The following is a 24,748-nucleotide window of genomic DNA, read 5'->3' as shown; positions in this document are numbered from 1 at the left end:
AATGTTCAATAACTGGTCCGAGCTGCTGCCCACCATCAAGAGCGCCTTTGGCGCCCTGGGAAAAAGCAATCCGAAAATGGTCAAGGCCTACATGGCCCTGGATGAAGCGGCGGCCGAGAACAATGTGCTCGATGCCAAGACCCGCGAACTGATTTCCATCGCCGTGGCGATCACCACTCGCTGTGATGGTTGCATCGGCGTGCACACCGATGCCGCCATCAAGGCCGGCGCCACTCGCGAGGAAATCGCCGCGACCTTGGCGACGGCGGTCTCGCTGAACGCCGGCGCGGCTTACATTTACTCGTTGCGGGCGCTGGAGGCCCATGACGCGCTGAAGAAGTAGCCGGCAGGTGCTATCGCCTTCGCGAGCAGGCTCGCTCCCACAGGGGATCTGAGCCAGGTCGCAAAGTTAGGAACAACATAAAACCTGTGGGAGCGAGCTTGCTCGCGATGACGGACTGACAGTCAACCTCTTCACTGACTGTAATATCGCTATCGCGAGCAAGCTCGCTCCCACATGGTTCCGCTCCTCAATCAGGCCGAAGTGGTCTCGGGCCGGCGCACCTGCGGTTGTTTCCAGGAATCGGCGGCGCTTTCCTCGATGGCTTGCTGGATCGCTCGCTTGCGGTTTTCTTCGGCGCGGCGGCTGAAGTACCAGACCAGGAAGGTCACCAGCGACACCGCCAGCAGGATCAGGCTCGCCACCGCGTTGATTTCCGGCTTGACCCCCAGGCGTACCGCCGAGAAGACTTCCATCGGCAACGTCGTCGAGCCAGGACCGGAGACGAAGCTTGCCAGCACCAGGTCGTCGAGGGACAAAGCGAACGACATCATCGCGCCCGCCGCCAGCGATGGCGCGATCATCGGGATGGTGATCAAAAAGAACACCTTCCACGGCCGCGCACCGAGGTCCATGGCTGCCTCTTCGATGGACAGGTCCAGCTCACGCAAGCGCGCCGAGACCACCACCGCCACATAGGCCGCGCAGAACGTCGTATGGGCGATCCAGATCGTGACGATGCCACGTTCCTGTGGCCAGCCGATCATCTGCGCCATCGCCACGAACAGCAGCAACAGCGACAGGCCGGTGATCACTTCCGGCATCACCAACGGCGCGGTGACCAGGCCGCCGAACAACGTGCGGCCCTTGAAGTGGGTGATACGGGTCAGCACGAAGGCCGCCAGCGTACCCAGCGCCACCGCGGCGATCGCGGTGTAGCAGGCGATCTCCAGCGAACGCACCACCGAGCCCATCAGTTGCGAGTTGTCCAGCAGGCCGACGTACCACTTGACCGACCAACCGCCCCACACCGTCACCAGTTTCGAGGCGTTGAACGAAAAGATCACCAGGATCAGCATCGGCGCATAGATGAATAACAGCCCCAACACCAGCATCAGGCTTGAAAAACTGAAGCGCTTCATTCCTTGCCCTCCATTTCCTTGGCCTGACTGCGGTTGAACAGGATGATGGGCACGATCAGGATCGCCAGCATCACTACCGCCAGGGCGGATGCCACCGGCCAGTCACGGTTGTTGAAGAATTCCTGCCACAGCACCTTGCCGATCATCAGCGTTTCCGGACCGCCCAGCAGTTCCGGGATCACGAACTCACCCACTACCGGGATGAACACCAGCATGCAGCCTGCGACGATGCCGTTCTTGGACAGCGGCACGGTGATTTTCCAGAAGCTGTTGAACGTGCTCGAACCCAGGTCTGACGCGGCTTCCAACAGGCTCGGGTCGTGTTTGACCAGGTTGGCGTACAGCGGCAGGATCATGAACGGCAGGTAGGAATAAACCACGCCGATATAGACCGCCAGGTTGGTGTTGAGGATCTGCAAGGGCTCGCTGATCCAGCCCATGCTCATCAGGAAGCCATTGAGCAGGCCGTTGTTGCTGAGGATGCCCATCCAGGCGTAGACGCGGATCAGGATCGCGGTCCAGGTCGGCATCATGATCAGCAATACCAGCACCGTCTGCATCTCTTTGCGGGCGTTGGCGATGCCGTAGGCCATCGGGTAGCCGATCAGCAGGCACAGCACGGTGCTGATCAGGGCCATCTTCAGCGAGCCGAGATAGGCGGCGATGTACAGTTCGTCCTCGCTGAGCATCGCGTAGTTGGCGAGGTTGAGCAGCACTTGCAGCTTCTGGTCAACGTAGCTGTAGATCTCGGTGTACGGCGGGATGGCCACGTCGGCTTCGGCGAAGCTGATCTTCAGGACGATGAAGAACGGCAGCATGAAGAACAGAAACAACCAGATGAAGGGCACCCCGATGACCAGCTGACGGCCACCGGGCGTTATTCGAGCGAGTCGGCGTTTGAGCTTGCGCATGTTCATGAGCGAAGCACCACGCCGCTGTCGTCTTCCCACCAGACGAACACCTGGTCACCCCAGGTCGGGCGCTGGCCGCGGCGCTCGGCGTTGGCGACGAACGACTGCACCAGCTTGCCGCTTGGCAATTCGACGTAGAACACCGAGTGGCCGCCCAGGTAGGCAATGTCGTGGACCTTGCCGCTGGACCAGTTGTGCTCGCAGGTCGGCTGCTCGGAGGTGACCAGCAGCTTCTCCGGGCGAATGGCGTAGGTCACGGACTTGTCCTGCACCGAAGTGCTGATGCCGTGGCCGACGTAGATATTGCGATCAAGGTCCTTGCAGGTCAGCACCGCGTGGCCCTCGGCGTCGTCCACCACTTCGGTCTCGAAGATGTTGACGTTGCCGATGAATTCACAGACCAGGCGGCTGGTCGGGGTTTCGTAGATGTCGATCGGGCTGCCGATCTGGGCAATCCAGCCCAGGTGCATGATCGCGATGCGCTCGGCCATGGTCATGGCCTCTTCCTGGTCGTGGGTCACCATTACACAGGTCACGCCGACCCGCTCGATGATCTCCACCAGCTCAAGCTGCATCTGCGAGCGCAGCTTCTTGTCCAGGGCGCCCATCGGCTCGTCGAGCAGCAGCAGCTTCGGCCGCTTGGCCAGGGAACGGGCCAGGGCGACGCGCTGGCGCTGGCCGCCGGAGAGCTGGTGCGGCTTGCGCTTGGCGTACTGGCTCATCTGCACGAGCTTGAGCATCTCGGCCACGCGGGCATCGACCTCGGCTTTCGGGATCTTGTCCTGTTGCAGGCCGAAGGCGATGTTCTGCGCCACCGTCATGTGGGGGAACAAGGCGTAGGACTGGAACATCATGTTGATCGGCCGCTCGTAGGGCGGCATGTCGGTGATGTCCACGCCATCGAGGAAGATCCGCCCCTCCGTGGGCCGCTCGAAACCTGCCAGCATGCGCAGCAAGGTGGATTTGCCTGATCCCGAACCGCCGAGCAAGGCGAAGATCTCGCCTTTCTTGATTTCCAGGGACACATCGTCCACGGCAATCGTCTCGTCGAACTTCTTCGTGACCCGGTCGATCTTGACCAGCACCTGCTTGGGTGTCTGGTCGCCCTCGAGGGCTTTCTTATAGGCGCCGGAGGCAACTGCCATTTACGAAACTCCCACAAAATTTGCAGCTCGCCCAAGACGGGCGAACCTTCTGAAAGTTAGAGCGTTGAACGCTATTTACCCGACTTGACCTTGGTCCAGCTGCGGGTCATGAGTCGTTGGATCTTGGGCGGCAACTCGGAGTTGACATAGAGCTTGTCGACGACCGCTTGCGGTGGATAAACCGCTTCGTCGGTGCGTACGTCCTGGTCCATCAGTTCGCCAGCCTTCGGGTTCGGGTTGGCGTAACCGACGACGTCGCTCACCTGGGCGATGACCTCAGGCTTGAGCAGGTAGTTGATGAACGCATGGGCCTCCTTGGCGTTGCTGGCGTCGCGCGGGATCGCCAGCATGTCGAACCAGAGGTTGCCGCCTTCCTTGGGAATCACGTAGGCGATGTCGACGCCCTTGCCGGCCTCGCTGGCACGTTCGCGGGCCTGGAAAATGTCCCCGGAGAAACCGGCGGCCACGCAGATCTCGCCGTTGGCCAGATCGGAGATGTACTTGGAGGAATTGAAGTAGGTGACGTAAGGCCGGATCTTGAGGAGCTGGGCCTCGGCCTTCTTGTAGTCTTCAGGGTTCTGGCTGTTGGGGTCCAGGCCCAGGTAGTTGAGCATGGCCGGGATCATTTCGTCGCCCGAGTCGAGGAACGAAACACCGCAGCTGGAGAGCTTCTTGATATTTTCCGGTTCGAACAGCATGGCCCACGAGTCGATTTTCTCGACGCCCAATACCGCCTTGACCTTCTCGACGTTGTAGCCGATGCCGTTGGTACCCCACAGGTAAGGCACGGCATATTGGTTGCCCGGGTCGTTTTTCTCCAGGCGCTTGAGCAGCGCGGGGTCGAGGTTGGCGTAGTTGGGCAATTGCGCCTTGTCGAGCTTCTGGAACGCACCGGCCTTGATCTGCTTGCCCAGGAAGTGGTTGGACGGCACGACCACGTCGTAACCGGTACGACCGGCCAGCAACTTGCCTTCCAGGGTTTCGTTGGAATCGAACACGTCGTAGACCGGCTTGATCCCGGTGGCTTTCTCGAAGTCCGCCAGGGTGGATTCGCCGATGTAATCCGACCAGTTATAAATATGCACGGTGGAGGCGGCCTGGACACCGACGGCGAGCGTCAGGCCGGCACCGACCAGCAAAGCGTTGCGTAACAAAGAAAAGACAGGCACGTGGAGGTCCTCTTAAATAGTTGGGCCCAAGTTGCCCCGGTTACCGGGCAACGAAATGCCCTGCAACAAAACCGGCGCGCAACTTACCCTCGATAAACCGATCCAGCAAAACTTTTAGTTATTTAATTGCGCCTGTTGCCGCCGCCGTGACGACGTCGACAACAGGAGATTGCTTCAAGCCGGCTTTATTTACCGGATTTGATCTTGGTCCAGCTGCGGGTCAGGATCCGCTGGGTCGCGGCCGGCAGGTCGGCAATCGCGTAGAGCTTGGCCTTCACTTCGTCCGATGGGTAAATGCTCGGGTCACCGGAGATTTCCTTGTCCACCAGCGGGGTGGCGGCCTTGTTGCCGTTAGGAAAACGTACTTCGTCGGTGATCTCCGCCATGATTTCCGGCTGCATGATGAAGTTCATCCACTTGTAAGCGGCTTCGACGTTTTCGGCATCCTTGGGAATGGCGACCATGTCGTAGAACGAACCGGCACCTTCCTTCGGAATGGTGTAGGCCACTTTCACCTTGCCGCCAGCCTCGGCAGCACGGCTCTTGGACTGCTCGATATCACCCGAGTAACCCACGGCCACACAGATGTTGCCGTTGGCCAGGTCCGAGATGTACTTGGAGGAGTGGAAGTAACCGATCGATGGGCGCAGCTTGAGGAACAGGTCTTCGGCGGCTTTCAGATCAGCCTTGTCCGTGCTGTCTGTCGGCTTGCCCAGATAGTGCAGGGCCACCGGAATCATTTCGGTCGGCGAATCGAGGAAGCTCACGCCGCAGCTCTTGAGCTTGGCGATGTTCTCCGGCTTGAGCAGGGTGTCCCAGGAATCGATCTTGTCGACGCCCAATGCGGCCTTGACCTTCTCCGGGTTGTAACCGATGCCGATGGTGCCCCACATGTAGGGGAAGGCGTGTTTGTTGCCCTGGTCGCTGGCATCACCGACGGCCTTGAGCAGGTCGGTGTCGAGATTTTTCCAGTTCGGCAGCTTGGACTTGTCCAGCTCTTGATAGACACCGGCCTTGATCTGCTTGGCGAGGAAGTTGTTCGACGGCACGACGATGTCATAGCCGGATTTGCCCGCCAGCAGCTTGGCCTCCAGGGTCTCGTTGCTGTCGAAGACGTCGTAGACGACCTTGATCCCTGTCTCCTTTTCGAACTTGGCGACCGTGTCCTTCGCGATGTAGTCCGACCAGTTGTAGACGTGCAGCACTTTGTCTTCCGCCTGGACGGCGCCCGCCATCACACCCGCCAGGGACATGGCGAGGAGGGTCTTGCCAGCTATCTTCATACCTAATGTCTTCATGCTTATTGCCTTCATGAAAAAGTGCTCCAGTTATTCTTCTTGGCCACGGTTCAGTAGCCGGCTCTCTGGCAACTTGAACAGCAGGGGTAGTCTGGCAAGTTACAGGGCAGGCTTTCAACACAAGCCCAGCCTTTATTCACACCGGGCGAGGCCCATGTCGGCACCTCGCACAGAGCCTAGCACTCAGCCTTGCAGCGCACCGAGCGTCAGGTCCAGGCATTGCCGCGCCTTGGCCACCAATTCGTCGATCTCGGCCTTGCTGATCACCAGCGGCGGCGCAATGATCATGGTGTCGCCGACCGCACGCATGATCAGCCCGTTATCGAAGCAGAACTGCCGGCAGATCATGCCCACGCCCTTGCCTTCGTAGCGTTTGCGCGTGGCCTTGTCCTGGACCAGTTCGATCGCCCCCAGCAAACCGACGCCGCGCACTTCACCCACCAGCGGATGATCGTTCAGTTCCCGCAGGCGCTGCTGCAAATACGGTGCCGTTTCGCTGTGGACGCGCTCGATGATCTGTTCTTCACGCAGGATACGGATATTTTCCAGGGCCACCGCAGCGGCCACCGGGTGACCGGAGTAGGTGAAGCCGTGGTTGAAGTCACCGCCTTCGTTGAGCACCGCGACCACATCGTCGCGCACGATCAGGCCGCCCATGGGGATGTAACCCGAGGTCAAGCCCTTGGCGATGGTCATCATGTGCGGCTTCAACCCGTAGAAGTCGGTACCGAACCACTCGCCGGTGCGCCCGAACCCGCAGATGACCTCATCGGCCACGAACAGGATGTCGTACTTGGCGAGGATTTCCTTCATGCGCGGCCAGTAGCTGTCCGGCGGCACGATCACGCCGCCGGCGCCCTGGATCGGCTCGGCAATGAACGCACCGACGTTGTCGACGCCGATCTCGAGGATCTTTTCTTCCAGTTGATTGGCGGCCCAGATGCCGAACTCTTCGGGGCTCATGTCGCCGCCTTCGCCAAACCAGTACGGTTGGGCGATGTGGACAATACCCGGGATCGGCAGGTCGCCCTGCTCATGCATGTAGGTCATGCCACCCAGGCTCGCGCCAGCCACGGTCGAACCGTGATAACCGTTCTTGCGACTGATGATGACTTTCTTGTTCGGCTGCCCTTTGATCGCCCAGTAGTGGCGGACCATACGCAGCATGGTGTCGTTGCCTTCGGAGCCGGAGCCGGTGAAGAACACGTGGTTCATGCCTTCCGGGGCGATGTCGGCGATGGCCTTTGACAGTTCCAGCACCGGCGGGTGGGCGGTCTGGAAGAACAGGTTGTAGTACGGCAGCTCGCGCATCTGTTGGCTGGCGGCGTCCGCCAGCTCATCGCGACCGTAGCCGACGGCCACGCACCATAGGCCGGCCATGCCGTCGAGGATCTTGTTGCCTTCACTGTCCCAGAGGTACACGCCCTTGGCGTGGGTGATGATGCGCGGGCCTTTCTCTTTGAGCTGTTTGAAGTCGCTGAACGGTGCCAGATGGTGATCGCTGCTCAGGGCCTGCCATTCACGGGTTTGCGGGTTGTTGCGGGTCATGCGGATTCTCCTTTTATTCCATTGGGGGCGGGGCTTTCGGCGGCCCCGCCCGGCGCATCAGACGGCTAAGAGCAGGAATTCCCGCTCCCACGAACTGATGACGCGCTTGAAGTTTTCATGCTCGGCCCGCTTGACCGCGACGTAGCCCGTGATGAATTTCTTGCCCAGGTACTTCTCGATGGTGGAGCTGTTTTCCATGCGCTCCAGGGCATCTTCGATGGTCAGCGGCAAACGCAGGTTCCGGCGCTCATAACCACGGCCGACTACAGGCGCGCTCGGATCGATGCCCTCGACCATGCCGATGTAGCCGCACAGCAGGCTGGCGGCAATCGCCAGGTACGGGTTGGCGTCGGCGCCCGGCAAGCGATTTTCCACGCGACGGTTCTGCGGCCCGGCGTCCGGAACCCGCAAGCCCACGGTGCGGTTTTCTTCGCCCCATTCGACGTTCACCGGCGCCGAGGTGTCGGGCAGGAAGCGGCGGAACGAGTTGACGTTGGGGGCGAACAGCGGCAGCAGCTCGGGGATGAATCTCTGCAGGCCACCGATGTGGTGCAGGAACAGCTCGCTCATGGTCCCGTCTTCGTTGGAGAAGACGTTCTTGCCGGTTTCCTTGTCGATGATGCTCTGGTGCAAGTGCATCGCACTGCCCGGCTCGCCGGTCATCGGTTTGGCCATGAAGGTGGCGGCCACATCGTGCTTGAGCGCCGCCTCGCGCATGGTGCGCTTGAATACCAGGATCTGGTCGGCCAGCGACAGTGCATCGCCATGACGGAAGTTGATTTCCATCTGCGCGGTGCCGTCTTCGTGAATCAGGGTATCGAGGTCCAGTTCCTGCAATTCGCACCAGTCATAGACGTCCTCGAACAACGGGTCGAATTCGTTCGCCGCTTCGATCGAGAACGACTGGCGACCGGTTTCCGGGCGACCGGAACGGCCGATAGGCGGTTGCAACGGAAAGTCCGGGTCGTCGCTGCGCTTGGTCAGGTAGAACTCCATCTCCGGCGCGACAATCGGCTGCCAGCCCTTGTCGGCGTAGAGCTTGAGCACCTTCTTCAGTACGTTGCGCGGCGACAGCTCGATGGGGTTGCCTTGCTTGTCGTAAGAATCGTGGATCACCTGGGCGGTGGGCTCGATGGCCCAGGGCACCAGGAAGACTGCGTTTTCGTCCGGGCGGCAGATCATGTCGATGTCGGCGGGGTCGAGCAGTTCGTAATAGATGTCGTCTTCGACATAGTCGCCCGTTACGGTCTGGAGCAGAACGCTCTCGGGCAGGCGCATGCCTTTTTCGGCGATGAACTTGTTGGTCGGCGAGATCTTGCCCCGGGTAATGCCGGTCAGGTCGCCAATCATGCATTCGACTTCTGTGATCTTGTGGTCTTTCAACCAATCGGTGAGCTGGTCGAGGTTGTTACTCATAAATGCCTCTAGGCGTGAGTTTCCTGACTGCTATTAGTCGTCAGGCGTTGTTTGACGCATCGGCGTCGCGTTGTGTTGCCCTTGCTCGGCAGGCATCGCCAAATGCCTGGAAAATCGCAAGGTAGTGCGGGTTGGAGCCTACCGCCCATTCAGGGTGCCATTGCACTCCTAAAGCAAAAGCCTTGCCTTGTACCACCGAGACGGCTTCGATCAAGCCATCCGGCGCCAGCGCTTCGGCCCGCAGCCCCGAGGCCAGGCGCTCGATGCCCTGGCTATGGATCGAGTTGACCTCGACCTGCGGCGGCAGCCCCAAAGACGCGAGGATACCGCCAGGCTGGACATGCACGGCATGGGCAGGACCATATTGGACCTCTACCGGCTGGGTGTCGTCTTCACGATGATCGATGAAGGTTCCGACTTCATGAACTTTCTGATGCAGGCTACCGCCAAAGGCAACGTTCATTTCCTGGAAACCGCGACAGATGCCCAGCACCGGAACGCCCGCGTCGACCGCTGCGCGGATCAGCGGCAGGGTAATGGCGTCCCGTGCAGGATCATGAGCGGTGCCTGGCGCGCTGGCCGGGCCCTGGTAGTGAAAAGGTTCTACATTGGAAGGGGAGCCGGTAAAAAGAATACCGTCCAGGGCGTCCAGAATATCGGACGGGGAAAACAGATCCGCCAGGGACGGGATCAGCATCGGCAAGCCCTTGGCGGCCGTTGCGACAGCCCGCGCATATTTGTCGCCAGTGGTGTGATACGCATGCAGACCGATCTGCCTGGAGCAGGTGGTGATGCCGATTAACGGCAGGCGAGACATGAAGCACCCCGGTATTATTGCTGTTATGGGTTTGAATCGAGCTTAGCCTTGTTCATTTTTTTACACAACACCCCCGTAAAAAATACAACACGGCCCGCTCAAGCCTGCGGGGGACAAGCCCCTCAAAGGGAAAAAAACGCCCCAAATTGCCTCAAAAAAGCCCTGCAGGTGCTTTTTTAGGGCAAAAAAGGCCCTGCTTGACTTCGGCATGCCGTTCGGGTTGACTGGCTTTCGAAGAGATCAATGATTGATATTTTTAACAACAAAGGTGTTGCATCATGTCGGTACCCCCGCGTGCCGTTCAGCTTAACGAAGCGAACGCGTTCCTTAAGGAACATCCTGAGGTTCTGTACGTTGACCTTCTGATTGCGGATATGAATGGTGTGGTGCGCGGCAAGCGCATCGAACGCACCAGCCTCCACAAGGTTTACGAGAAAGGCATCAACCTGCCGGCCTCTCTATTTGCCCTGGATATCAATGGCTCGACGGTGGAAAGCACCGGCCTGGGCCTGGACATCGGCGATGCCGACCGCATCTGCTATCCAATCCCCGGCACTCTGAGCAACGAACCCTGGCAGAAGCGCCCCACCGCGCAACTGCTGATGACCATGCACGAGCTTGAAGGCGATCCGTTCTTCGCCGACCCTCGCGAAGTCCTGCGCCAGGTCGTGACCAAGTTCGATGAACTGGGCCTGACCATCTGCGCGGCATTCGAGCTGGAGTTCTACCTGATCGACCAGGAGAACGTGAACGGCCGTCCACAACCGCCCCGCTCGCCAATCTCCGGCAAACGCCCGCACTCGACACAGGTCTACCTGATCGATGACCTCGACGAATACGTCGACTGCCTCCAGGACATCCTGGAAGGGGCCAAGGAGCAAGGCATTCCCGCCGACGCCATCGTCAAGGAAAGTGCCCCGGCGCAGTTCGAAGTGAACCTGCACCACGTGGCCGACCCGATCAAGGCTTGTGACTACGCGGTACTGCTCAAGCGGCTGATCAAGAACATCGCCTACGACCATGAAATGGACACCACCTTCATGGCCAAGCCGTATCCAGGCCAGGCGGGCAACGGTCTGCACGTCCATATCTCGATCCTGGACAAAGAAGGCAAGAATATCTTTGCCAGCGAGGATCCCGAGCAGAACGCCGCGCTGCGTCACGCGATCGGCGGTGTGCTCGAGACCCTGCCCGCGCAGATGGCGTTCCTCTGCCCGAACGTCAACTCCTACCGTCGTTTCGGCGCACAGTTCTACGTGCCGAACTCGCCGACCTGGGGCCTGGACAACCGCACCGTGGCCTTGCGCGTACCGACCGGCTCCGCCGATGCCGTACGCCTGGAACACCGTGTCGCCGGCGCCGATGCCAACCCGTACCTGTTGATGGCGGCGGTCCTGGCGGGCGTGCACCATGGCCTGACCAACAAGATCGAGCCCGGCGCGCCGGTCGAAGGCAACAGCTACGAGCAGAACGAGCAAAGCCTGCCGAACAACCTGCGCGATGCCCTGCGCGAACTGGACGACAGCGAAGTCATGGCCAAGTACATCGATCCCAAGTACATCGATATCTTCGTGGCCTGCAAGGAAAGCGAGCTGGAAGAGTTTGAACACTCCATCTCCGACCTTGAGTACAACTGGTACCTGCATACCGTTTAAGCGGTTGTAGTAGAAAGGAACGCCGCAGGCCATCAGGGCTGCGGCGTTTTTTTTATGTCTGGGCGAATGGCCGCCTTCGGCGGATCGCGAGCAAGCTCGCTCCCACAGGGATTTTCAGCGCACATGATTCAAGGGGCACCGCACACTCAATGTGGGAGCGAGCTTGCTCGCGATGACGGCCTGGCAGACAACACAAGACCCGACTCGTACAATGCCCGGCAGCCCCGCAGGAGAGCTTCATGACACGCACCGCCACCCCTCGCAAACCCCGCGCCCGCAGCCAGGCCCGGATCGACTCGATCCTCGATGCCGCCCGCACGCTGCTCGCCGCCGAAGGCGTGGCCAGCCTGTCGATCTACAGCGTCGCCGAGCGCGCCGGGATCCCGCCCTCCTCCGTCTATCACTTCTTCGCCAGCGTCCCGGCCCTGCTCGAAGCCCTGACCGCCGACGTCCATGCAGCCTTTCGTGCCTGCCTACAAACACCGATCGATCATGCAGCGCTGAACCATTGGCACGATCTGTCGCGGCTGGTGGAACAACGGATGCTGGTGATCTACAGCGAGGACGCCGCCGCTCGCCAACTGATCCTGGCCCAGCATGGCCTGACTGAAGTCACCCAGGCCGACCGCCAGCATGACCTGGAACTGAGCGAGCTGATGCACACTGTCTTCGCCCGCCATTTCCAACTGCCGCCCTTGCCTGCCGATGTCGACGTGTTCGCCTTGGCCATGGAACTGGGCGACCGCGTCTACGCCCGCTCGGTACACCAGCACGGCCAGATCACCCCGCGCATGGCCGAGGAAGGTATGCGCGTGTTCGATGCGTATCTGGGGCTCTATCTCCCTCCGTTTCTGCCCAAGCGCTCTGATTGAATCGTTCCCACGCAGAGCGTGGGAACGAAAAAGCCCCGAAGGGCTCAAGCCATCCGGGGCTGCAGGTCAAGCATCGTTCACAACTTGGCGATAGACACCTCGGTGGATTTGACGAAGGCAATCACTTCGCTGCCAATTGCCAGTTCCAGCTCCTTGACCGAGCGGGTGGTGATGACCGAGGTGACGATGCCCGAGGCGGTCTGCACGTCGATTTCCGACAGCACGTCGCCTTCGACGATTTCCTTGATGGTGCCTTTGAACTGGTTGCGTACGTTGATGGCTTTGATAGTCATGATGTCGTTCCTGTCTGGATGAAGTTATTGCGCCCAACGCAGTTGCGTGGGCAAGGGTGAAACGGGTTCGGGTTCCGGCGGTTGGCCGGGCAAGGACAGCACGCGGTTGAGGACTTCGGTTTCCAGGCTCGCCAGGCGATGCGAGCCGCGAGCACGCGGGCGCGGCAAGTCGATGGCCAGGTCGAGGCCGATCTGGCCGTCTTCGATCAGGATCACCCGGTCGGCGATCGCCACCGCTTCGCTGACGTCGTGGGTCACCAACAGCACGGTGAAGCCGTGTTGCTGCCAGAGACGCTCGATCAGTTGCTGCATTTCGATCCGGGTCAGCGCATCGAGCGCACCCAGAGGTTCGTCCAGCAACAGCAGGCGCGGTTGATGAATCAGCGCCCGGGCCAGGGCCACCCGCTGTTTCTGTCCCCCGGACAACGCCGCCGGCCACTCGTGTGAACGATCAGCCAGCCCCACAGCATCCAGCGCCTGCAACGCTTGTGGTCGCCAGTCGCCCTTGAGGCCAAGGCCGACGTTGTCGATGACCTTTTTCCAGGGCAGCAAACGCGCCTCCTGAAACATCAGGCGTGTGTCTTCCCGTGCAGCGCTCAGCGATGCCGAACCGGCCAGCAACTCACCGCCCGACGGCTGATCGAGACCGGCCAGCAAGCGCAGCAAGGTACTTTTGCCGCAGCCGCTGCGGCCGACCACGGCGACGAACTGCCCGGCCGGGATATGCAAGTCGATGTCACGCAACACCTGGCGCGAACCAAAGGTCTTTTGCAGATTGCGCACCGCCAGCGGGATACCTCGCAGCAGGCGCGGCGGTTGTTGGGCGGTCATGCGACACCTCCCTTGTTCACCTGATAGGCCGGATGCCAGCGCAGCCAGACGCGTTCAAGCCCGCGAGCAGCAAGGTCGGCCAGTTTGCCGAGCACGGCGTACAGCAGAATCGCCAGCACCACCACGTCGGTCTGCAGGAATTCCCGGGCATTCATCGCCAGATAACCGATACCGGAGCTGGCCGAGATGGTTTCCGCGACGATCAGCGTCAACCACATGAAACCCAGGGCAAAACGCACGCCCACCAGGATCGAAGGCAAGGCGCCCGGCAGGATCACCTGGCGAAACAGGCTGAAGCCGGATAAACCGTAGCTGCGGGACATCTCCACCAGCGCCGGGTCGACATTGCGAATCCCGTGGTAGGTGTTGAGGTAGATCGGAAACAGCGTGCCCAGCGCCACCAGGAAAATCTTCGCCGACTCGTCGATACCGAACCAGAGGATCACCAGTGGAATCAGCGCCAGGTGAGGCACGTTACGCACCATCTGCACGGAGCTGTCCAGCAGCCGCTCACCCCATTTCGACAGGCCGGTGATGAAACCCAGGGCCAGACCGATGCCGCCGCCAATCAGGAAGCCGACCGCCGCGCGCCAACCGCTGATAGCCAGGTGCGTCCAGATCTCACCGCTGCGCACCAGGTTCACCCCGGCCTCGATCACCGCCACCGGCGCCGGCAGGATCCGCGTGGATAACCAGCCGGCCGATACCGACAATTGCCACACCGCCAACAACAGCAGCGGCACCGCCCACGGCGCGAGGTTGTGGATAAGTTTTTTCATGGCCGCCTCAGCTCTGCGAAGCAGCTTTGGGCAGGATGTCGTTGGCGACCATTTCACCGAACGGGCTCACATAGCCCTGGGTTTTCGGCAGTTCCGGACGCTCCACATCGAGGTGCGGGAACAACAGTTCCGCCACCCGATAGGATTCTTCCAGATGTGGATAACCCGAGAAAATGAACGTGTCGATACCCAGGTCGGCGTATTCCTTGACCCGCTCAGCCACGGTCGGGCCATCGCCCACCAGCGCCGTTCCGGCACCGCCGCGCACCAGGCCGACACCGGCCCACAGGTTGGGACTGACTTCCAACTTGTCGCGGCGACCGCCGTGCAGCGCGGCCATGCGTTGCTGGCCCACCGAGTCGAAGCGCGCCAGGGACGCCTGGGCACGGGCGATGGTTTCGTCGTCCAGATGGGAGATCAAGCGGTCGGCCGCTTGCCAGGCTTCGGCGTTGGTTTCCCGCACGATCACATGCAGGCGAATGCCGAAACGCACGGTGCGCCCAAGCTTCTCGGCCTTGGCCCGCACCTGGGCAATTTTTTCCGCGACGGCGGCGGGTGGTTCGCCCCAGGTCAAAACCATTTCCACCTGCTCGGCGGCGAGATCCTGGGCAGCTTCCGACGAGCCGCCGAAATACAATGCCGGACGCGGTTGCTGGATCGGCGGATAGAGCAGCTTGGCGCCCTTCACACTGATGTGTTCACCGTCGTAATCAACCGTCTCGCCTTCCAGCACGCGACGCCAGATCCGGGTGAATTCCACCGATGCCTGGTAGCGTTGCTCGTGGTCCAGAAACAGCCCGTCACCGGCCAGCTCGTCCGGATCACCACCGGTCACCAGGTTGAACAGCGCCCGCCCGCCGGACAGTCGATCCAGCGTCGCGGCCTGACGCGCCGCCACCGTCGGGGAAATGATCCCGGGGCGCAGGGCAACCAGGAACTTCAGGCGCTGGGTCACCGGAATCAACGAAGCGGCTACCAGCCAGGAGTCTTCGCAGGAACGCCCGGTAGGAATCAACACCCCGCCAAAACCCAGCCGATCGGTAGCCTGGGCAATCTGTTGCAGGTAACCATGATCGACGGCGCGGGCGCCTTCAGCGGTGCCAAGGTAATGGCCGTCGCCGTGGGTGGGCAGGAACCAGAAAATATTGAGGCTCATGGAGTGGTCTCCTAAGGGATCGAATTACTGCGCGTTCGCAACGGCCGCCGGCGGCGTCCAGATCACGTCCTTGATGCTCAAGGGCTTGGGAATCAATTTGAGCTGATAGAAGCTGTCGGCGATTTTCTGCTGCGCCGCGACCACCTCCGGCGTCAGGAACAGAGCCCCATAGCCTTGGCGTTTTACCGACGTCAGGGTGATATCCGCCGGCAGGCCGAGCAGCGGCGAGACCTGTCGGGTCACGTCTTCAGGGTTGGCCTTGGACCACTCCCCAACTGCACGCACCTCTTCCACCAACGTCGTGATGACCTGGGGATTTTTTTGCGCGTAAGGTTTGGTCGCCAGATAGAACTGGTGGTTGTCGACGATGCCCTTGCCGTCACGCAGGGTGCGTGCCTGCAACTGTTGTTCGGCGGCTGCCTGGTACGGGTCCCAGATTACCCAGGCGTCCACGCTGCCGCGTTCGAACGCGGCACGGGCATCCGCCGGCGGCAGGAAAACCGTCTGGATGTCGGAATATTTCAGGCCGGCATCTTCCAGCGCGCGTACCAGCAGGTAGTGGACGTTAGAGCCTTTGTTCAGCGCGACTTTCTTGCCCTTGAGCTCCTGCACCGACTGGATCGGCGAGCCCTTGGGCACCAGGATCGCCTCGCTGTTCGGCGCCGGTGGCTCGTAGGCGACATAAAGCAAATCCGCGCCTGCCGCTTGGGCAAACACCGGCGGGGTTTCGCCAGTCACGCCAAAATCGATCGAGCCTACGTTCAGGCCTTCCAGCAGCTGCGGGCCGCCGGGAAATTCGGTCCATTGCACGTCGACGCCTTGGGCGGCGAGGCGTTTTTCCAAGGTGCCCTTGGCCTTGAGCAGCACCAGCGTGCCGTACTTCTGATAGCCGATCCGCAAGGTATCGGCCTGAGCCTGGGTGATGGCGCCGAAGGACACAGCCGCAGCAAACAGAGCGACCAGCCCGCGACGCAAAATGACAGTGCGCATGGCGCCTCTCCTTTCGCTGTGGGGTTTTGGCTGCACCTGCTTGGCCGTTGACGGCTGAGTAAGGTGGAGTTGAATCAGGGATGTAGCGAGTCAGATGCTCCAGCGAGCACTCAACAGACGTTCGTTCAATACGCTGGGATCCAGCGGCTTGGGCCGCCGGGCCATGGCGCTGTAGAACTGTTCAAGCGCCTCTTCCAGACGCTGCTGCAGGGCCGGCGCCAATTGCGCCTGGGCGCTGCCTTCGCCGTAAGCGATCTGGTTGTCCTCGGCGAAAATCCCATGGAGCATTTCCTGGGCCTTGAGCGCCGACAACACCGGCTTCAGGGCGTAGTCCACCGCCAGCATGTGGGCGATGCTGCCGCCTGTCGCCATGGGCAGCACTACCTTATGGGCCAGCGCGCGTTCGGGCAGCAGGTCCAGTACCGTTTTCAACGCGCCGGAGAAAGAGGCCTTGTAGACAGGCGTAGCGATCACCAGGCCGTCGGCGTTTTCGATCTGGGCCAGCAGGTCCAGTACCTTGGGGCTATCGAAGCGGGCATGGAGCAGATCCTCGGCGGGAAAATCACGCACCTGATAGCTCACCACTTCCACACCTTGCTGCTGCAACCAACGTTGCGAGCGCTCCAGCAGCACTCCTGATCGGGAGCGCTGGCTGGGACTGCCGCCGAGCGAGACAACCAACATGCCAACCATTCCTTGAATTCACGTGCGATTCGCGGTGGGCGATCTCGCTGTATGGAGCAAACCATAACAGGGCATCCATATATCCTTAAATCATATTTATTCATTTGGTTATTCGCTTAAGGTATATAAGGTCAGCTTTCCTTGAGGCAATAAAAAAGGCCGTCGAAACGGCCAAAACCCTTGGTGCACAGAAGATCAACTGTGGGAGCGAGCCTGCTCGCAATAGCGGTGTGTCAGTCGACCTCAATACTGGCTGATCGGTCGCCTTCGCGAGCAGGCTCGCTCCCACAGGTTCTGGTTCTGGTTTTGCCTCAGCGATTGGGCTGCGGCGTCAGGCGCAGATATGGTTTGACGGCACGATAGCCTTTGGGAAAGCGCTGCTTGAGTTCCTCCTCATCCTTGAGCGACGGCACGATCACCACTTCATCGCCATCCTGCCAGTTGGCCGGCGTGGCGACCTTGTAGTTGTCGGTCAGCTGCAAGGAATCGATCACCCGCAGGATTTCATTGAAGTTGCGCCCGGTGCTCGCCGGGTAGGTGATGGTCAGGCGGATCTTCTTGTTCGGGTCAATCACGAACAGGGAACGCACGGTCAACGTGTCGCTGGCGTTGGGGTGGATCAGGTCGTAGAGGTCGGACACCTTGCGGTCGGCGTCGGCCAGGATCGGAAAATTGACCACGGCATTCTGGGTTTCGTTGATGTCCTCGATCCACTTGTGATGCGAGTCCACCGGGTCTACCGAAAGGGCAATGGCCTTGACGCCGCGCTTGGCGAATTCATCCTTGAGCTTGGCGGTAAGGCCCAGCTCGGTGGTGCACACCGGGGTGAAATCCGCTGGATGAGAGAACAACACACCCCAGCTATCACCGAGCCATTCATGGAAGCGAATCTTGCCGGCGCTGGAATCCTGTTCGAAATCGGGGGCGATGTCGCCGAGTCTGAGGCTCATGGTGCAGCTCCTGGTTGAGTAGTTGTGGCCCAACTGTGCACCGCTTTTCATTGCTTGAAAAAGAATGAATACCCATTTGGCTAGATCTTGATGGAATATAAAAAACTGTTCATTGGCGCCTTGGCGTATATCGGACCAAGATCATTGTCGAGGTTTCGAGAAGGCCTCGAGTTGCTGGAAAGAGGAGAAACTTCGGGGAAGGCTACAGGGGTGGGCCAGACCCGAAACGCAAAAGCCCCGCCCGGCGTGCTGCCGGGCGGGGCTTTTTTTGTTCTGCATCTGCACTCCGCAAATTATTGCGGCGATTTCAGAATGAGCGGCTAGGATAGGCAGCATGAACACTCAAGCCTTGTTGTCTTATCTGCATCACCATCTCCCTGGGCTGCTGGCGGTTTACCTGTTCGGTAGCCATGCACAGGGCACCGCGGGACCTGACAGCGACGTCGATCTGGCGGTGCTCTTGTCCGGCGAGGTCGATCCTGTTTCGCTGTGGCAGCTCTCAGGAGAGTTGGCGGATATCGCTGGCAGTCCGGTGGACCTGATCGATCTACGCGCGGCAACGACCGTCATGCAATATCAGATCGTGACCCGAGGTCAGCGGCTCTGGGCCAGAGACGTACAGGCGGGTTTGTATGAATGTTTCATTCTCAGCGAAAAAACCGCTCTGGATGAGGCTCGGGCAGGTTTGCTCAAGGATATTCAGGAAGAAGGCAGCGTGTATGGCCGATGATGTTTTGATCAACAAGGCAGCAAGTATCGAGCGTTGCGTCGCCAGGGTGCGGGAAGAATACGAGACGCGGCGGAGTCGGTGCGATAAGCGCCGCAAGCGCGAGAAGGATCCCCGCCCCGAAACACAAAAGCCCCGCCCGGCATGCTGCCGGGCGGGGCTTTTTTACTTCGCTACGTCTTACATGAAGTTGTAAGTGTAGTTGAAGATCAGGCGGGTCTGATCCTGGTCGGCGATACCGGTGCTGCTGCCACGGTAGGAGCCATGACGCAGGGTAGTGCCGAAGCCCTTGAGCGGGCCTTGCTGGACGACGTAGTCCAGGCGCATGTCGCGTTCCCACTCGGAAGTTTCGCTTCCGCCGGTAGCAGACTTGATGTCGTCACCGTGCAGGTAGGCAATCGCTGCCTTCAGGCCAGGGACGCCCAGGCCGGTGAAGTCGTACGAGTACTGACCAAAGGTGGTGTTCTCACCCGCACGGACGAACTGATGGATCATGCTGTCGGTGAACAGGTAGAAGCTCGAGCCACCGGCGCCTTCGTTGCGGCCGCTGTCATTGAGCAGGTTGCCCTGGTTCATGTAGACGAAGCCACCATCGTCGCCAACTTGCTGGTGACCCAACAGGAACGCGCTGCCACCCAGGGTGTAGGTGAACATGGCGCTCCAGGTCTTGTTATCGACCTCGCCCGGGGTCTTGGCATAACCACCGTTGTTGTTGAAGAAATGGGTGGAATCGCCGTTACGGCCATCCGAGCTGCTGTCGAAGTAACGCAGGTCAGTCTTGAACGACTGGCCTTCGCTGATCGGGAAAACGTGTACCGCACCCAGGAAGTGCTGCTTGTAGTAATCCTGCAGGTTGGCGTAGTAGTACTGCAGGGTCAGGTCTTTGGTGACTTTCCAGTCAGCACCGGCGTAACGGAACTGGTTGCTGTCCTCGGTACCACCTGCCACTGCCAAGCCCGTGCTGTTGGTACCAGCACGGCCTACGGCGCGCTCCAGTTGACCGGCGTTGAACGTCACGTTGTCCAGGTCCTTGGAGGTGATAGTGCCACCTTCGAAGGTTTGCGGCAGCAGACGGCCATCGTTGGCGACCAGGATCGGCAGGTTAGGCTGCAGAGCACCACCCAGGTGGGCCTCGGTCTTGGAGAAAAGCGCCTTCACGTTGGCCGACCCACGGCTCCAGCTGTGCTCCGCGGACCCGTCGGAGTCACTTGGCGAGAAGGAGTTATTGGCGTCTGGACGCTGACCTTTACCACCATCAAGGTGAAGACCAACCATCGCCTGGGCGTCGATACCAAAACCAACGACACCTTGAGTGAAGCCGGACTTGTAGTCGAACTTCAGGCCGGTCGCCGCTTCACGCTGGTCTTCAGCGCCTTCACGGTTGTCGTTGTCAAAGTACATGGTGCGAGAACTGACGGACGCCTTGCTGTCCTCGATGAAACCGGCGGCGCCTGCCTGCTGCGCCATTACCCCAACGGCCACAGCCAGGGCCAAGGTGGACTTCTTCATGTATCGCTCCTCTCGTTTTCTAATTCTTGTGTGTCTTTGGTTCCGGTTCGAACGCCCGGAATCCGCGGATGCGCGATTAGCGCCAGACCGTGACTGGCAAGTCAACCGTAACCCTTTCGGACTACGACCATGGTCTAACCCCGCGACACCGGCCGGAAGAATAAAGGATTCTTTATAAATCCAAAAAGAATTGTTTCACCAGTTTTCAGCTCGTTTCGACATATGCTTGCCATCAAAGCGTCATCAAGCCCTGACTCGGCTTATCGGCGACGCCGTGGATTCCTGAATGGTGTTTCGTCGGGCCTCGCGCGCGACATGCCAATGCGTGCGCATGCCGCGATCTTGAGGCTCTCCAGACTAGTCGCTGATGGTCTGAAATCAAGAAAGTCGCGGCAGCGTGATGGGATAGGCGGGTTGTTTACAGCGATTTTTCGAAGATTTTCGAATTACGCTGATAGTTGTACAACGAAGCCCGCGCCGCCGGCAGGCGGTCGACACTGCTGGGCTCGAAGCCGCGCTCGCGGAACCAGTGTGCGGTCCGGGTCGTCAGCACGAACAGGGTCTTGAGCCCTTGGGCGCGGGCCCGGGTTTCAATCCGCTCCAGCAACTCATCGCCCCGGCCACCGTGGCGGTATTCCGGATTCACGGCCAGGCAGGCGAGTTCCCCGGCATCCGAATCGGCGATCTGGTACAGCGCCGCGCACGCGATGATCATGCCTTCGCGCTCGACCACGCTGAACTGCTCGATCTCGCGCTCCAGCACCTCGCGGGAACGCCGTACCAGAATGCCCTGCTCCTCCAGAGGACTGATCAGGTCCAGCAAGCCGCCGACATCCTCGATGGCGGCTTCGCGCACCACCTCGAATTGCTCCTGGGCCACGAGCGTGCCGCTGCCATCGCGGGTAAACAGTTCGGCCAGCAGCGCACCGTCCTCGGCATAGCTGACGATGTGGCTGCGCGCCACGCCGCCCCGGCAGGCCTGCGCCGCCGCATCGAGCAGCTCGGCCTGGTAGTCACTGCCCAGACGTTGCATATGAGCCGGGACCTGTTGCGGACGCAGCTCGCGAACCAGCCGCCCATCCTCACCGATCAGGCCCTGCTCGGCGCCGAACAACAGGAGTTTATCGGCGGCCAGATCGATGGCCGCCCGGGTCGCGACGTCTTCACACGCCAGGTTGAAAATCTCCCCGGTCGGTGAATAGCCCAACGGCGACAGCAGAACGATCGAGCGCTCATCCAACAGCCGGTTGATGCCCTTGCGGTCGACCCGACGCACCTCCCCGGTGTGGTGATAGTCCACGCCTTCGAGCACACCGATCGGCCGCGCGGTAACCAGGTTGCCGCTGGCCACGCGCAACCGCGAGCCTTGCATCGGCGAAGAAGCCATGTCCATCGACAGACGCGCCTCGATGGCAATGCGCAACTGGCCGACCGCGTCGATCACGCATTCCAGCGTCGCGGCATCGGTGATGCGCATGCCATGGTGGTAGTGCGGCGTCAGGCCGCGGGCAGCGAGGCGGGTCTCGATTTGCGGACGCGAACCGTGCACCAGCACCAGCCGCACGCCGAGGCTGTGCAGCAACACCAGGTCATGGACGATGTTGCCGAAGTTGGGGTGCTCCACCCCGTCGCCAGGCAGCATGACGATGAAGGTGCAATCGCGGTGGGCGTTGATATAGGGCGAAGCGTGACGAAGCCAATTGACGTATTCGGGCATGAACCTGGGCCTGTAATAAATAACAGCCTAAAAAAGACGAAGCGGAACGCACAGCGGGCTGGTGGTTATCGTCGGAACAGGCTTGGCGACACGCGCGCTCTCCTCATGAATACGGGTCCGCAAGCGGACAATTTAACCGGCGCTGGCCGGTGTCAGGCAGTAATGGCCGATCAACTGTCGCAACAGCTGCACGGTAGGCTGCAAACGTGACATTTCAAGGTATTCGCCAGGCTGGTGGGCGCAGGCGATATCGCCAGGCCCCAATACCAGGGTTTCGCAACCGAGGCGCTGAAGATAAGGCGCTTCGGTGCCGAACGCCACTGCTTCGGCACGATGCCCGGTGAGCCGTTCGGCCACCCGCACCAGCTCGGCGTCCTCGGCCTGCTCGAACGGGGGCGCTTCGGGGAATAGCGGTGCGTAGTCGATCTTCACCTGGTGGCGTTCGGCGATGGGGTCGAGCTTCTGCCGGATCGCCGCCCGCAGCACCTCTGGATCCATGCCCGGCAGTGGGCGCAGGTCGAACTCCATGGAGCATTGGCCGCAGATCCGGTTGGGATTGTCGCCGCCATGAATGCAGCCGAAATTGAGGGTCGGCTGCGGCACGGTGAACTGTGGATTGCGGAACTCACGCTGCCATTGCAGGCGCAGGCCACGCAGCTCGCCCATGGCGTCGTGCATCGCTTCGAGCGCGCTGCGGCCCAGGCTCGGGTCGGAGGAATGGCCGCTGCGCCCGAGGATGTCGATACGCTCCATCATCACGCCCTTGTGCATGCGGATCGGCTTCAGCCCCGTCGGTTCGCCTATCACCGCCGCGCGTCCGAGCGGCCGCCCGGCCTCGGCCAGGGCACGGGCGCCCGCCATGGAGCTTTCTTCATCGCAGGTGGCGAGGATCAGCAACGGCTGCTTGAACGGCTGGTCCAGCAACGGCCGCACCGCTTCGATGGCCAGGGCGAAAAAACCTTTCATGTCACAACTGCCCAGGCCCACCCAGCGCCCGCCGACCTCGGTGAGCTTGAGCGGGTCGGTCTGCCACAACGCGCCATCGAACGGCACCGTGTCGCTGTGCCCGGCCAGCACCAGCCCGCCGGGCCCCGTGCCGAAGCTGGCGAGAAGGTTGAACTTGCCGGGGCTGACCTGCTGGATATCACAGGAGAATCCCAGTTCCGACAGCCAGCCTGCCAGCAGCTCGATCACGGCGCTGTTGGACTGGTCCAGCTTGGGCTGGGTACAACTGACCGAAGGCGCGGCGATCAGGGCAGCGAACTGATCTTTCATGGACGGCAGAGGCATCGCTGGCTCCCGGGCTTACAAATTGGGGGTCCATCATAGAACCATCGAGAGCAAGGATGGAACCGTTCGGCGCGGAGGACCGACGAGTCCTGTACACTGCACGACCCTGGCAGCCACATCTTCCCCCGGCTGCGCACCCGATTCCTGGATTTTCCGGCCATGCAGAAAGAAACCGAAATCAAACTCCGCGTCAGCCGCGAGACCCTGGCAGCCTTGCGCGAGCATCCGCTGTTGAAAAAACGCAACAAGAGTGGCTGGGAACGCCACGAATTGATGAACCAGTACTTCGACACGCCGGAACGTGACCTCGCCCGGGCCAAGGTTGCCCTGCGCCTGCGTCGCGACGGCGAAGAAGTCATCCAGACCCTCAAGACCCGTGGCCAGAGCGTTGCCGGCCTGTCCGAGCGCAACGAATACGACTGGCACCTGCCCAAGGCCAAGCTCGACCTGAAGAAGCTCGACGGCGAATGCTGGCCCGAGGCACTGGCGGACCTGGACAAAAAAACCCTCAAGGCGATCTTCACCACTGATTTCGTCCGCGAGCGCGCCGAAATTGCCTGGGGCCGCGGCAAAGCCAAGGTGGTCATCGAGGCCGCCCTGGACCTGGGCCACGTGGTGGTCGGCAAGCAGAAGGAAGAAATCTGCGAGTTGGAACTGGAACTGCGCGAAGGCGAACCCGCCGCCCTGCTGGAACTGGCCGCCGAACTGGCCGCGACCCTGCCCTTGATGCCTTGCGACATCAGCAAGGCTGAACGTGGCTATCGCCTGCATGATGCGAGCAGTTATGCCCTGAGCCTGCCGGCTCCGCAACTGACGGCCGAAACGCCGCTGGACGATGCTTTTGGCGCATTGAGCTGGCATCTGCTGGGCAGCAGCCAGCGCCTGGCCGAGCAATATCGTTTCAACGGCCACTGGCGCCTGTTGCAGGACTGGGTGGAAAACCTTGCCGAACTGCGCGCGTTGCTCAGCAGCCTCGGCCAGGCCGCGCCGCGTCAATCGACCCATGATCTGCGCGTCGCCCTGGATGCGCTGCTGGAAGACTGGCGTCCGCTGGTCCAGGCCGGCCTCGACGACGAAGACGTGCGCAAGGCGGCGCCGGAGCAATTCCTCGAAGAGCTGCAGGACCCGCGCTGGGGCCTCTTCTCTCTTGAAGCTTCGCGTTGGTTGCTGGCCCGCAGCTGGACCGCCGACCGCAACACCCGCGGCAATCGCCAGGGCGCGGCGCAACTGGGCAGCTGGCTGCCGCGCCTGCTCAGCGAAGAAGCTTCGTCGCTGCAATTGCAACGCTACCAGCAACAGCCGGAAGACCTGGCCGAGCAACTGCCGCGCATCGAACGTATCCAGGCCTGGCTGCATCATGCCCGCCAGGTGCTGGAAATTCCTGAGATGGACCGGCTCTACGGCGAATTGAACAAGCTGGCGCAATTGGCCAACGAACCGATCACCGACGAGCTCCTGGATGCGCGCAAGCAACAGGCGATTGCGGTGTATCAGAATCGGGCCTGGAAGACTTTGCTGCGCCTGTGATACCGCCTTCGCGAGCAGGCTCGCTCCCACACTGGATCATGT

Annotated in this window: 23 protein-coding genes and 1 pseudogene; 6 read left to right on the top strand and 18 right to left on the bottom strand. The window is 61.0% G+C overall.

The window, feature by feature from the left end:
- The first annotated feature begins 1 nt into the window (after position 1).
- Entirely contained in the window at positions 2–343 is a 342-nt protein-coding gene (locus tag J3P94_RS02060) for a carboxymuconolactone decarboxylase family protein (protein ID WP_014340738.1), read from the top strand.
- 191 nt (positions 344–534) lie between these two features.
- Here the strand turns inward: J3P94_RS02060 and J3P94_RS02055 are convergent, their stop codons facing one another.
- From J3P94_RS02055 to J3P94_RS02020, 8 genes are all read right to left on the bottom strand, one after another.
- Complete coding sequence (locus J3P94_RS02055) at positions 535–1,422, bottom strand: ABC transporter permease subunit (RefSeq protein ID WP_305498066.1); 888 nt, start codon at positions 1,420–1,422, stop codon at positions 535–537.
- Positions 1,419–2,339 carry an ABC transporter permease subunit gene (locus tag J3P94_RS02050; RefSeq protein WP_434571068.1) on the bottom strand — a complete coding sequence of 307 codons (921 nt, stop codon included), beginning with the start codon at positions 2,337–2,339 and terminating at the stop codon, positions 1,419–1,421. The genes J3P94_RS02055 and J3P94_RS02050 overlap by 4 nt, the downstream gene beginning before the upstream one ends.
- Positions 2,336–3,478: an ABC transporter ATP-binding protein gene (locus tag J3P94_RS02045; protein WP_014340741.1), complete on the bottom strand. Its 1,143-nt coding sequence runs from the start codon at positions 3,476–3,478 to the stop codon at positions 2,336–2,338. The genes J3P94_RS02050 and J3P94_RS02045 overlap by 4 nt, the downstream gene beginning before the upstream one ends.
- A gap of 71 nt (positions 3,479–3,549) precedes the next feature.
- Positions 3,550–4,647, bottom strand: coding sequence for a polyamine ABC transporter substrate-binding protein (locus tag J3P94_RS02040; RefSeq protein ID WP_434571066.1), 1,098 nt, complete (start codon positions 4,645–4,647; stop codon positions 3,550–3,552).
- A gap of 185 nt (positions 4,648–4,832) precedes the next feature.
- Positions 4,833–5,930, bottom strand: coding sequence for a polyamine ABC transporter substrate-binding protein (locus J3P94_RS02035; RefSeq protein ID WP_434574067.1), 1,098 nt, complete (start codon positions 5,928–5,930; stop codon positions 4,833–4,835).
- A 198-nt stretch (positions 5,931–6,128) separates the two neighbouring features.
- Complete coding sequence (locus J3P94_RS02030; protein WP_434571064.1) at positions 6,129–7,493, bottom strand: aspartate aminotransferase family protein; 1,365 nt, start codon at positions 7,491–7,493, stop codon at positions 6,129–6,131.
- 57 nt (positions 7,494–7,550) lie between these two features.
- Positions 7,551–8,909, bottom strand: coding sequence for a glutamine synthetase family protein (locus J3P94_RS02025; protein ID WP_434571062.1), 1,359 nt, complete (start codon positions 8,907–8,909; stop codon positions 7,551–7,553).
- Positions 8,910–8,949: 40 nt separating this feature from the next.
- Entirely contained in the window at positions 8,950–9,726 is a 777-nt protein-coding gene (locus J3P94_RS02020; RefSeq protein WP_434571061.1) for a gamma-glutamyl-gamma-aminobutyrate hydrolase family protein, read from the bottom strand.
- A gap of 278 nt (positions 9,727–10,004) precedes the next feature.
- Between J3P94_RS02020 and J3P94_RS02015 the strand changes: the two genes are divergently transcribed.
- Both J3P94_RS02015 and J3P94_RS02010 read left to right on the top strand, forming a co-directional pair.
- Entirely contained in the window at positions 10,005–11,381 is a 1,377-nt protein-coding gene (locus tag J3P94_RS02015) for a glutamine synthetase family protein (protein WP_305498052.1), read from the top strand.
- Positions 11,382–11,620: 239 nt separating this feature from the next.
- Positions 11,621–12,253, top strand: coding sequence for a TetR/AcrR family transcriptional regulator (locus J3P94_RS02010; RefSeq protein ID WP_434571059.1), 633 nt, complete (start codon positions 11,621–11,623; stop codon positions 12,251–12,253).
- 77 nt (positions 12,254–12,330) lie between these two features.
- Here J3P94_RS02010 and J3P94_RS02005 read toward each other — a convergent pair whose 3' ends face one another.
- The 7 genes from J3P94_RS02005 to J3P94_RS01975 all read right to left on the bottom strand — a co-directional run bounded on the left by J3P94_RS02005 (position 12,331) and on the right by J3P94_RS01975 (position 17,936).
- On the bottom strand, positions 12,331–12,546 hold the full coding sequence (locus tag J3P94_RS02005; RefSeq protein ID WP_003177394.1) for a TOBE domain-containing protein: 216 nt from the start codon (positions 12,544–12,546) through the stop codon (positions 12,331–12,333).
- A gap of 24 nt (positions 12,547–12,570) precedes the next feature.
- The gene (ssuB, locus tag J3P94_RS02000) at positions 12,571–13,377 is read right to left on the bottom strand and encodes an aliphatic sulfonates ABC transporter ATP-binding protein (RefSeq protein ID WP_434571057.1); all 807 of its coding nucleotides are present in this window, start codon (positions 13,375–13,377) and stop codon (positions 12,571–12,573) included.
- Positions 13,374–14,156, bottom strand: a complete 783-nt coding sequence (gene ssuC, locus J3P94_RS01995; protein WP_434571056.1) for an aliphatic sulfonate ABC transporter permease SsuC — start codon at positions 14,154–14,156, stop codon at positions 13,374–13,376. Before ssuC ends, ssuB begins: the two co-directional genes overlap by 4 nt.
- Before the next feature lie 7 nt (positions 14,157–14,163).
- Entirely contained in the window at positions 14,164–15,312 is a 1,149-nt protein-coding gene (gene ssuD / locus J3P94_RS01990; RefSeq protein ID WP_434571055.1) for an FMNH2-dependent alkanesulfonate monooxygenase, read from the bottom strand.
- Positions 15,313–15,336: 24 nt separating this feature from the next.
- Positions 15,337–16,302, bottom strand: coding sequence for a sulfonate ABC transporter substrate-binding protein (locus tag J3P94_RS01985; protein ID WP_434571053.1), 966 nt, complete (start codon positions 16,300–16,302; stop codon positions 15,337–15,339).
- 90 nt (positions 16,303–16,392) lie between these two features.
- On the bottom strand, positions 16,393–16,986 hold the full coding sequence (gene ssuE / locus J3P94_RS01980; protein WP_434571051.1) for an NADPH-dependent FMN reductase: 594 nt from the start codon (positions 16,984–16,986) through the stop codon (positions 16,393–16,395).
- 311 nt (positions 16,987–17,297) lie between these two features.
- The gene (locus tag J3P94_RS01975) at positions 17,298–17,936 is read right to left on the bottom strand and encodes a peroxiredoxin (protein ID WP_003206652.1); all 639 of its coding nucleotides are present in this window, start codon (positions 17,934–17,936) and stop codon (positions 17,298–17,300) included.
- Between the two features lie 334 nt (positions 17,937–18,270).
- On the opposite strand from J3P94_RS01975, the gene mntA reads away from it, so the two are divergent.
- Both mntA and J3P94_RS01965 read left to right on the top strand, forming a co-directional pair.
- Positions 18,271–18,666, top strand: a complete 396-nt coding sequence (gene mntA / locus J3P94_RS01970; RefSeq protein ID WP_305498043.1) for a type VII toxin-antitoxin system MntA family adenylyltransferase antitoxin — start codon at positions 18,271–18,273, stop codon at positions 18,664–18,666.
- Positions 18,656–18,730, top strand: a pseudogene (locus J3P94_RS01965) (type VII toxin-antitoxin system HepT family RNase toxin); the annotation flags it as partial. The gene mntA and the pseudogene J3P94_RS01965, both read left to right, overlap by 11 nt.
- A gap of 113 nt (positions 18,731–18,843) precedes the next feature.
- Here J3P94_RS01965 and J3P94_RS01960 read toward each other — a convergent pair.
- From J3P94_RS01960 to argE, 3 genes are all read right to left on the bottom strand, one after another.
- On the bottom strand, positions 18,844–20,172 hold the full coding sequence (locus J3P94_RS01960; protein ID WP_434571049.1) for an OprD family outer membrane porin: 1,329 nt from the start codon (positions 20,170–20,172) through the stop codon (positions 18,844–18,846).
- Positions 20,173–20,590: 418 nt separating this feature from the next.
- A complete protein-coding gene (gene argA, locus J3P94_RS01955; RefSeq protein ID WP_434571047.1) occupies positions 20,591–21,889 on the bottom strand; it encodes an amino-acid N-acetyltransferase in 1,299 nt (432 codons plus the stop codon).
- A gap of 132 nt (positions 21,890–22,021) precedes the next feature.
- Positions 22,022–23,179 (bottom strand): acetylornithine deacetylase, encoded by a 1,158-nt coding sequence (gene argE / locus J3P94_RS01950; RefSeq protein ID WP_434571046.1) that lies wholly within the window; start codon positions 23,177–23,179, stop codon positions 22,022–22,024.
- Positions 23,180–23,338: 159 nt separating this feature from the next.
- Between argE and J3P94_RS01945 the strand changes: the two genes are divergently transcribed.
- A complete protein-coding gene (locus J3P94_RS01945) occupies positions 23,339–24,706 on the top strand; it encodes an inorganic triphosphatase (protein ID WP_434571045.1) in 1,368 nt (455 codons plus the stop codon).
- The last annotated feature ends 42 nt before the right edge of the window (positions 24,707–24,748 follow it).

Source organism: Pseudomonas sp. Z3-8 (genome assembly GCF_051131975.1).
Classification (GTDB): domain Bacteria; phylum Pseudomonadota; class Gammaproteobacteria; order Pseudomonadales; family Pseudomonadaceae; genus Aquipseudomonas.
The sequence above is the reverse complement of the archived record's forward strand: the minus strand, read 5'-3'. Positions and strand labels throughout refer to the sequence as shown.

Bases quoted from the DNA above. Each gene is read 5' to 3' on its own strand.
- J3P94_RS02055 (WP_305498066.1), bottom strand. From the start codon at position 1,422: ATGAAGCGCTTCAGTTTTTCAAGCCTGATGCTGGTGTTGGGGCTGTTA.
- J3P94_RS02050 (WP_434571068.1), bottom strand. From the start codon at position 2,339: ATGAACATGCGCAAGCTCAAACGCCGACTCGCTCGAATAACGCCCGGT.
- J3P94_RS01945 (WP_434571045.1), top strand. From the start codon at position 23,339: ATGCAGAAAGAAACCGAAATCAAACTCCGCGTCAGCCGCGAGACCCTG.
- mntA (WP_305498043.1), top strand. From the start codon at position 18,271: ATGAACACTCAAGCCTTGTTGTCTTATCTGCATCACCATCTCCCTGGG.
- ssuC (WP_434571056.1), bottom strand. From the start codon at position 14,156: ATGAAAAAACTTATCCACAACCTCGCGCCGTGGGCGGTGCCGCTGCTG.
- J3P94_RS02010 (WP_434571059.1), top strand. From the start codon at position 11,621: ATGACACGCACCGCCACCCCTCGCAAACCCCGCGCCCGCAGCCAGGCC.
- ssuD (WP_434571055.1), bottom strand. From the start codon at position 15,312: ATGAGCCTCAATATTTTCTGGTTCCTGCCCACCCACGGCGACGGCCAT.
- argE (WP_434571046.1), bottom strand. From the start codon at position 23,179: ATGCCTCTGCCGTCCATGAAAGATCAGTTCGCTGCCCTGATCGCCGCG.
- J3P94_RS02015 (WP_305498052.1), top strand. From the start codon at position 10,005: ATGTCGGTACCCCCGCGTGCCGTTCAGCTTAACGAAGCGAACGCGTTC.
- J3P94_RS02060 (WP_014340738.1), top strand. From the start codon at position 2: ATGTTCAATAACTGGTCCGAGCTGCTGCCCACCATCAAGAGCGCCTTT.
- J3P94_RS02005 (WP_003177394.1), bottom strand. From the start codon at position 12,546: ATGACTATCAAAGCCATCAACGTACGCAACCAGTTCAAAGGCACCATC.
- J3P94_RS02020 (WP_434571061.1), bottom strand. From the start codon at position 9,726: ATGTCTCGCCTGCCGTTAATCGGCATCACCACCTGCTCCAGGCAGATC.
- J3P94_RS02045 (WP_014340741.1), bottom strand. From the start codon at position 3,478: ATGGCAGTTGCCTCCGGCGCCTATAAGAAAGCCCTCGAGGGCGACCAG.
- J3P94_RS02025 (WP_434571062.1), bottom strand. From the start codon at position 8,909: ATGAGTAACAACCTCGACCAGCTCACCGATTGGTTGAAAGACCACAAG.
- argA (WP_434571047.1), bottom strand. From the start codon at position 21,889: ATGCCCGAATACGTCAATTGGCTTCGTCACGCTTCGCCCTATATCAAC.
- J3P94_RS01975 (WP_003206652.1), bottom strand. From the start codon at position 17,936: ATGAGCCTCAGACTCGGCGACATCGCCCCCGATTTCGAACAGGATTCC.
- J3P94_RS01985 (WP_434571053.1), bottom strand. From the start codon at position 16,302: ATGCGCACTGTCATTTTGCGTCGCGGGCTGGTCGCTCTGTTTGCTGCG.
- ssuB (WP_434571057.1), bottom strand. From the start codon at position 13,377: ATGACCGCCCAACAACCGCCGCGCCTGCTGCGAGGTATCCCGCTGGCG.
- ssuE (WP_434571051.1), bottom strand. From the start codon at position 16,986: ATGTTGGTTGTCTCGCTCGGCGGCAGTCCCAGCCAGCGCTCCCGATCA.
- J3P94_RS02030 (WP_434571064.1), bottom strand. From the start codon at position 7,493: ATGACCCGCAACAACCCGCAAACCCGTGAATGGCAGGCCCTGAGCAGC.
- J3P94_RS02035 (WP_434574067.1), bottom strand. From the start codon at position 5,930: ATGAAGATAGCTGGCAAGACCCTCCTCGCCATGTCCCTGGCGGGTGTG.
- J3P94_RS01960 (WP_434571049.1), bottom strand. From the start codon at position 20,172: ATGAAGAAGTCCACCTTGGCCCTGGCTGTGGCCGTTGGGGTAATGGCG.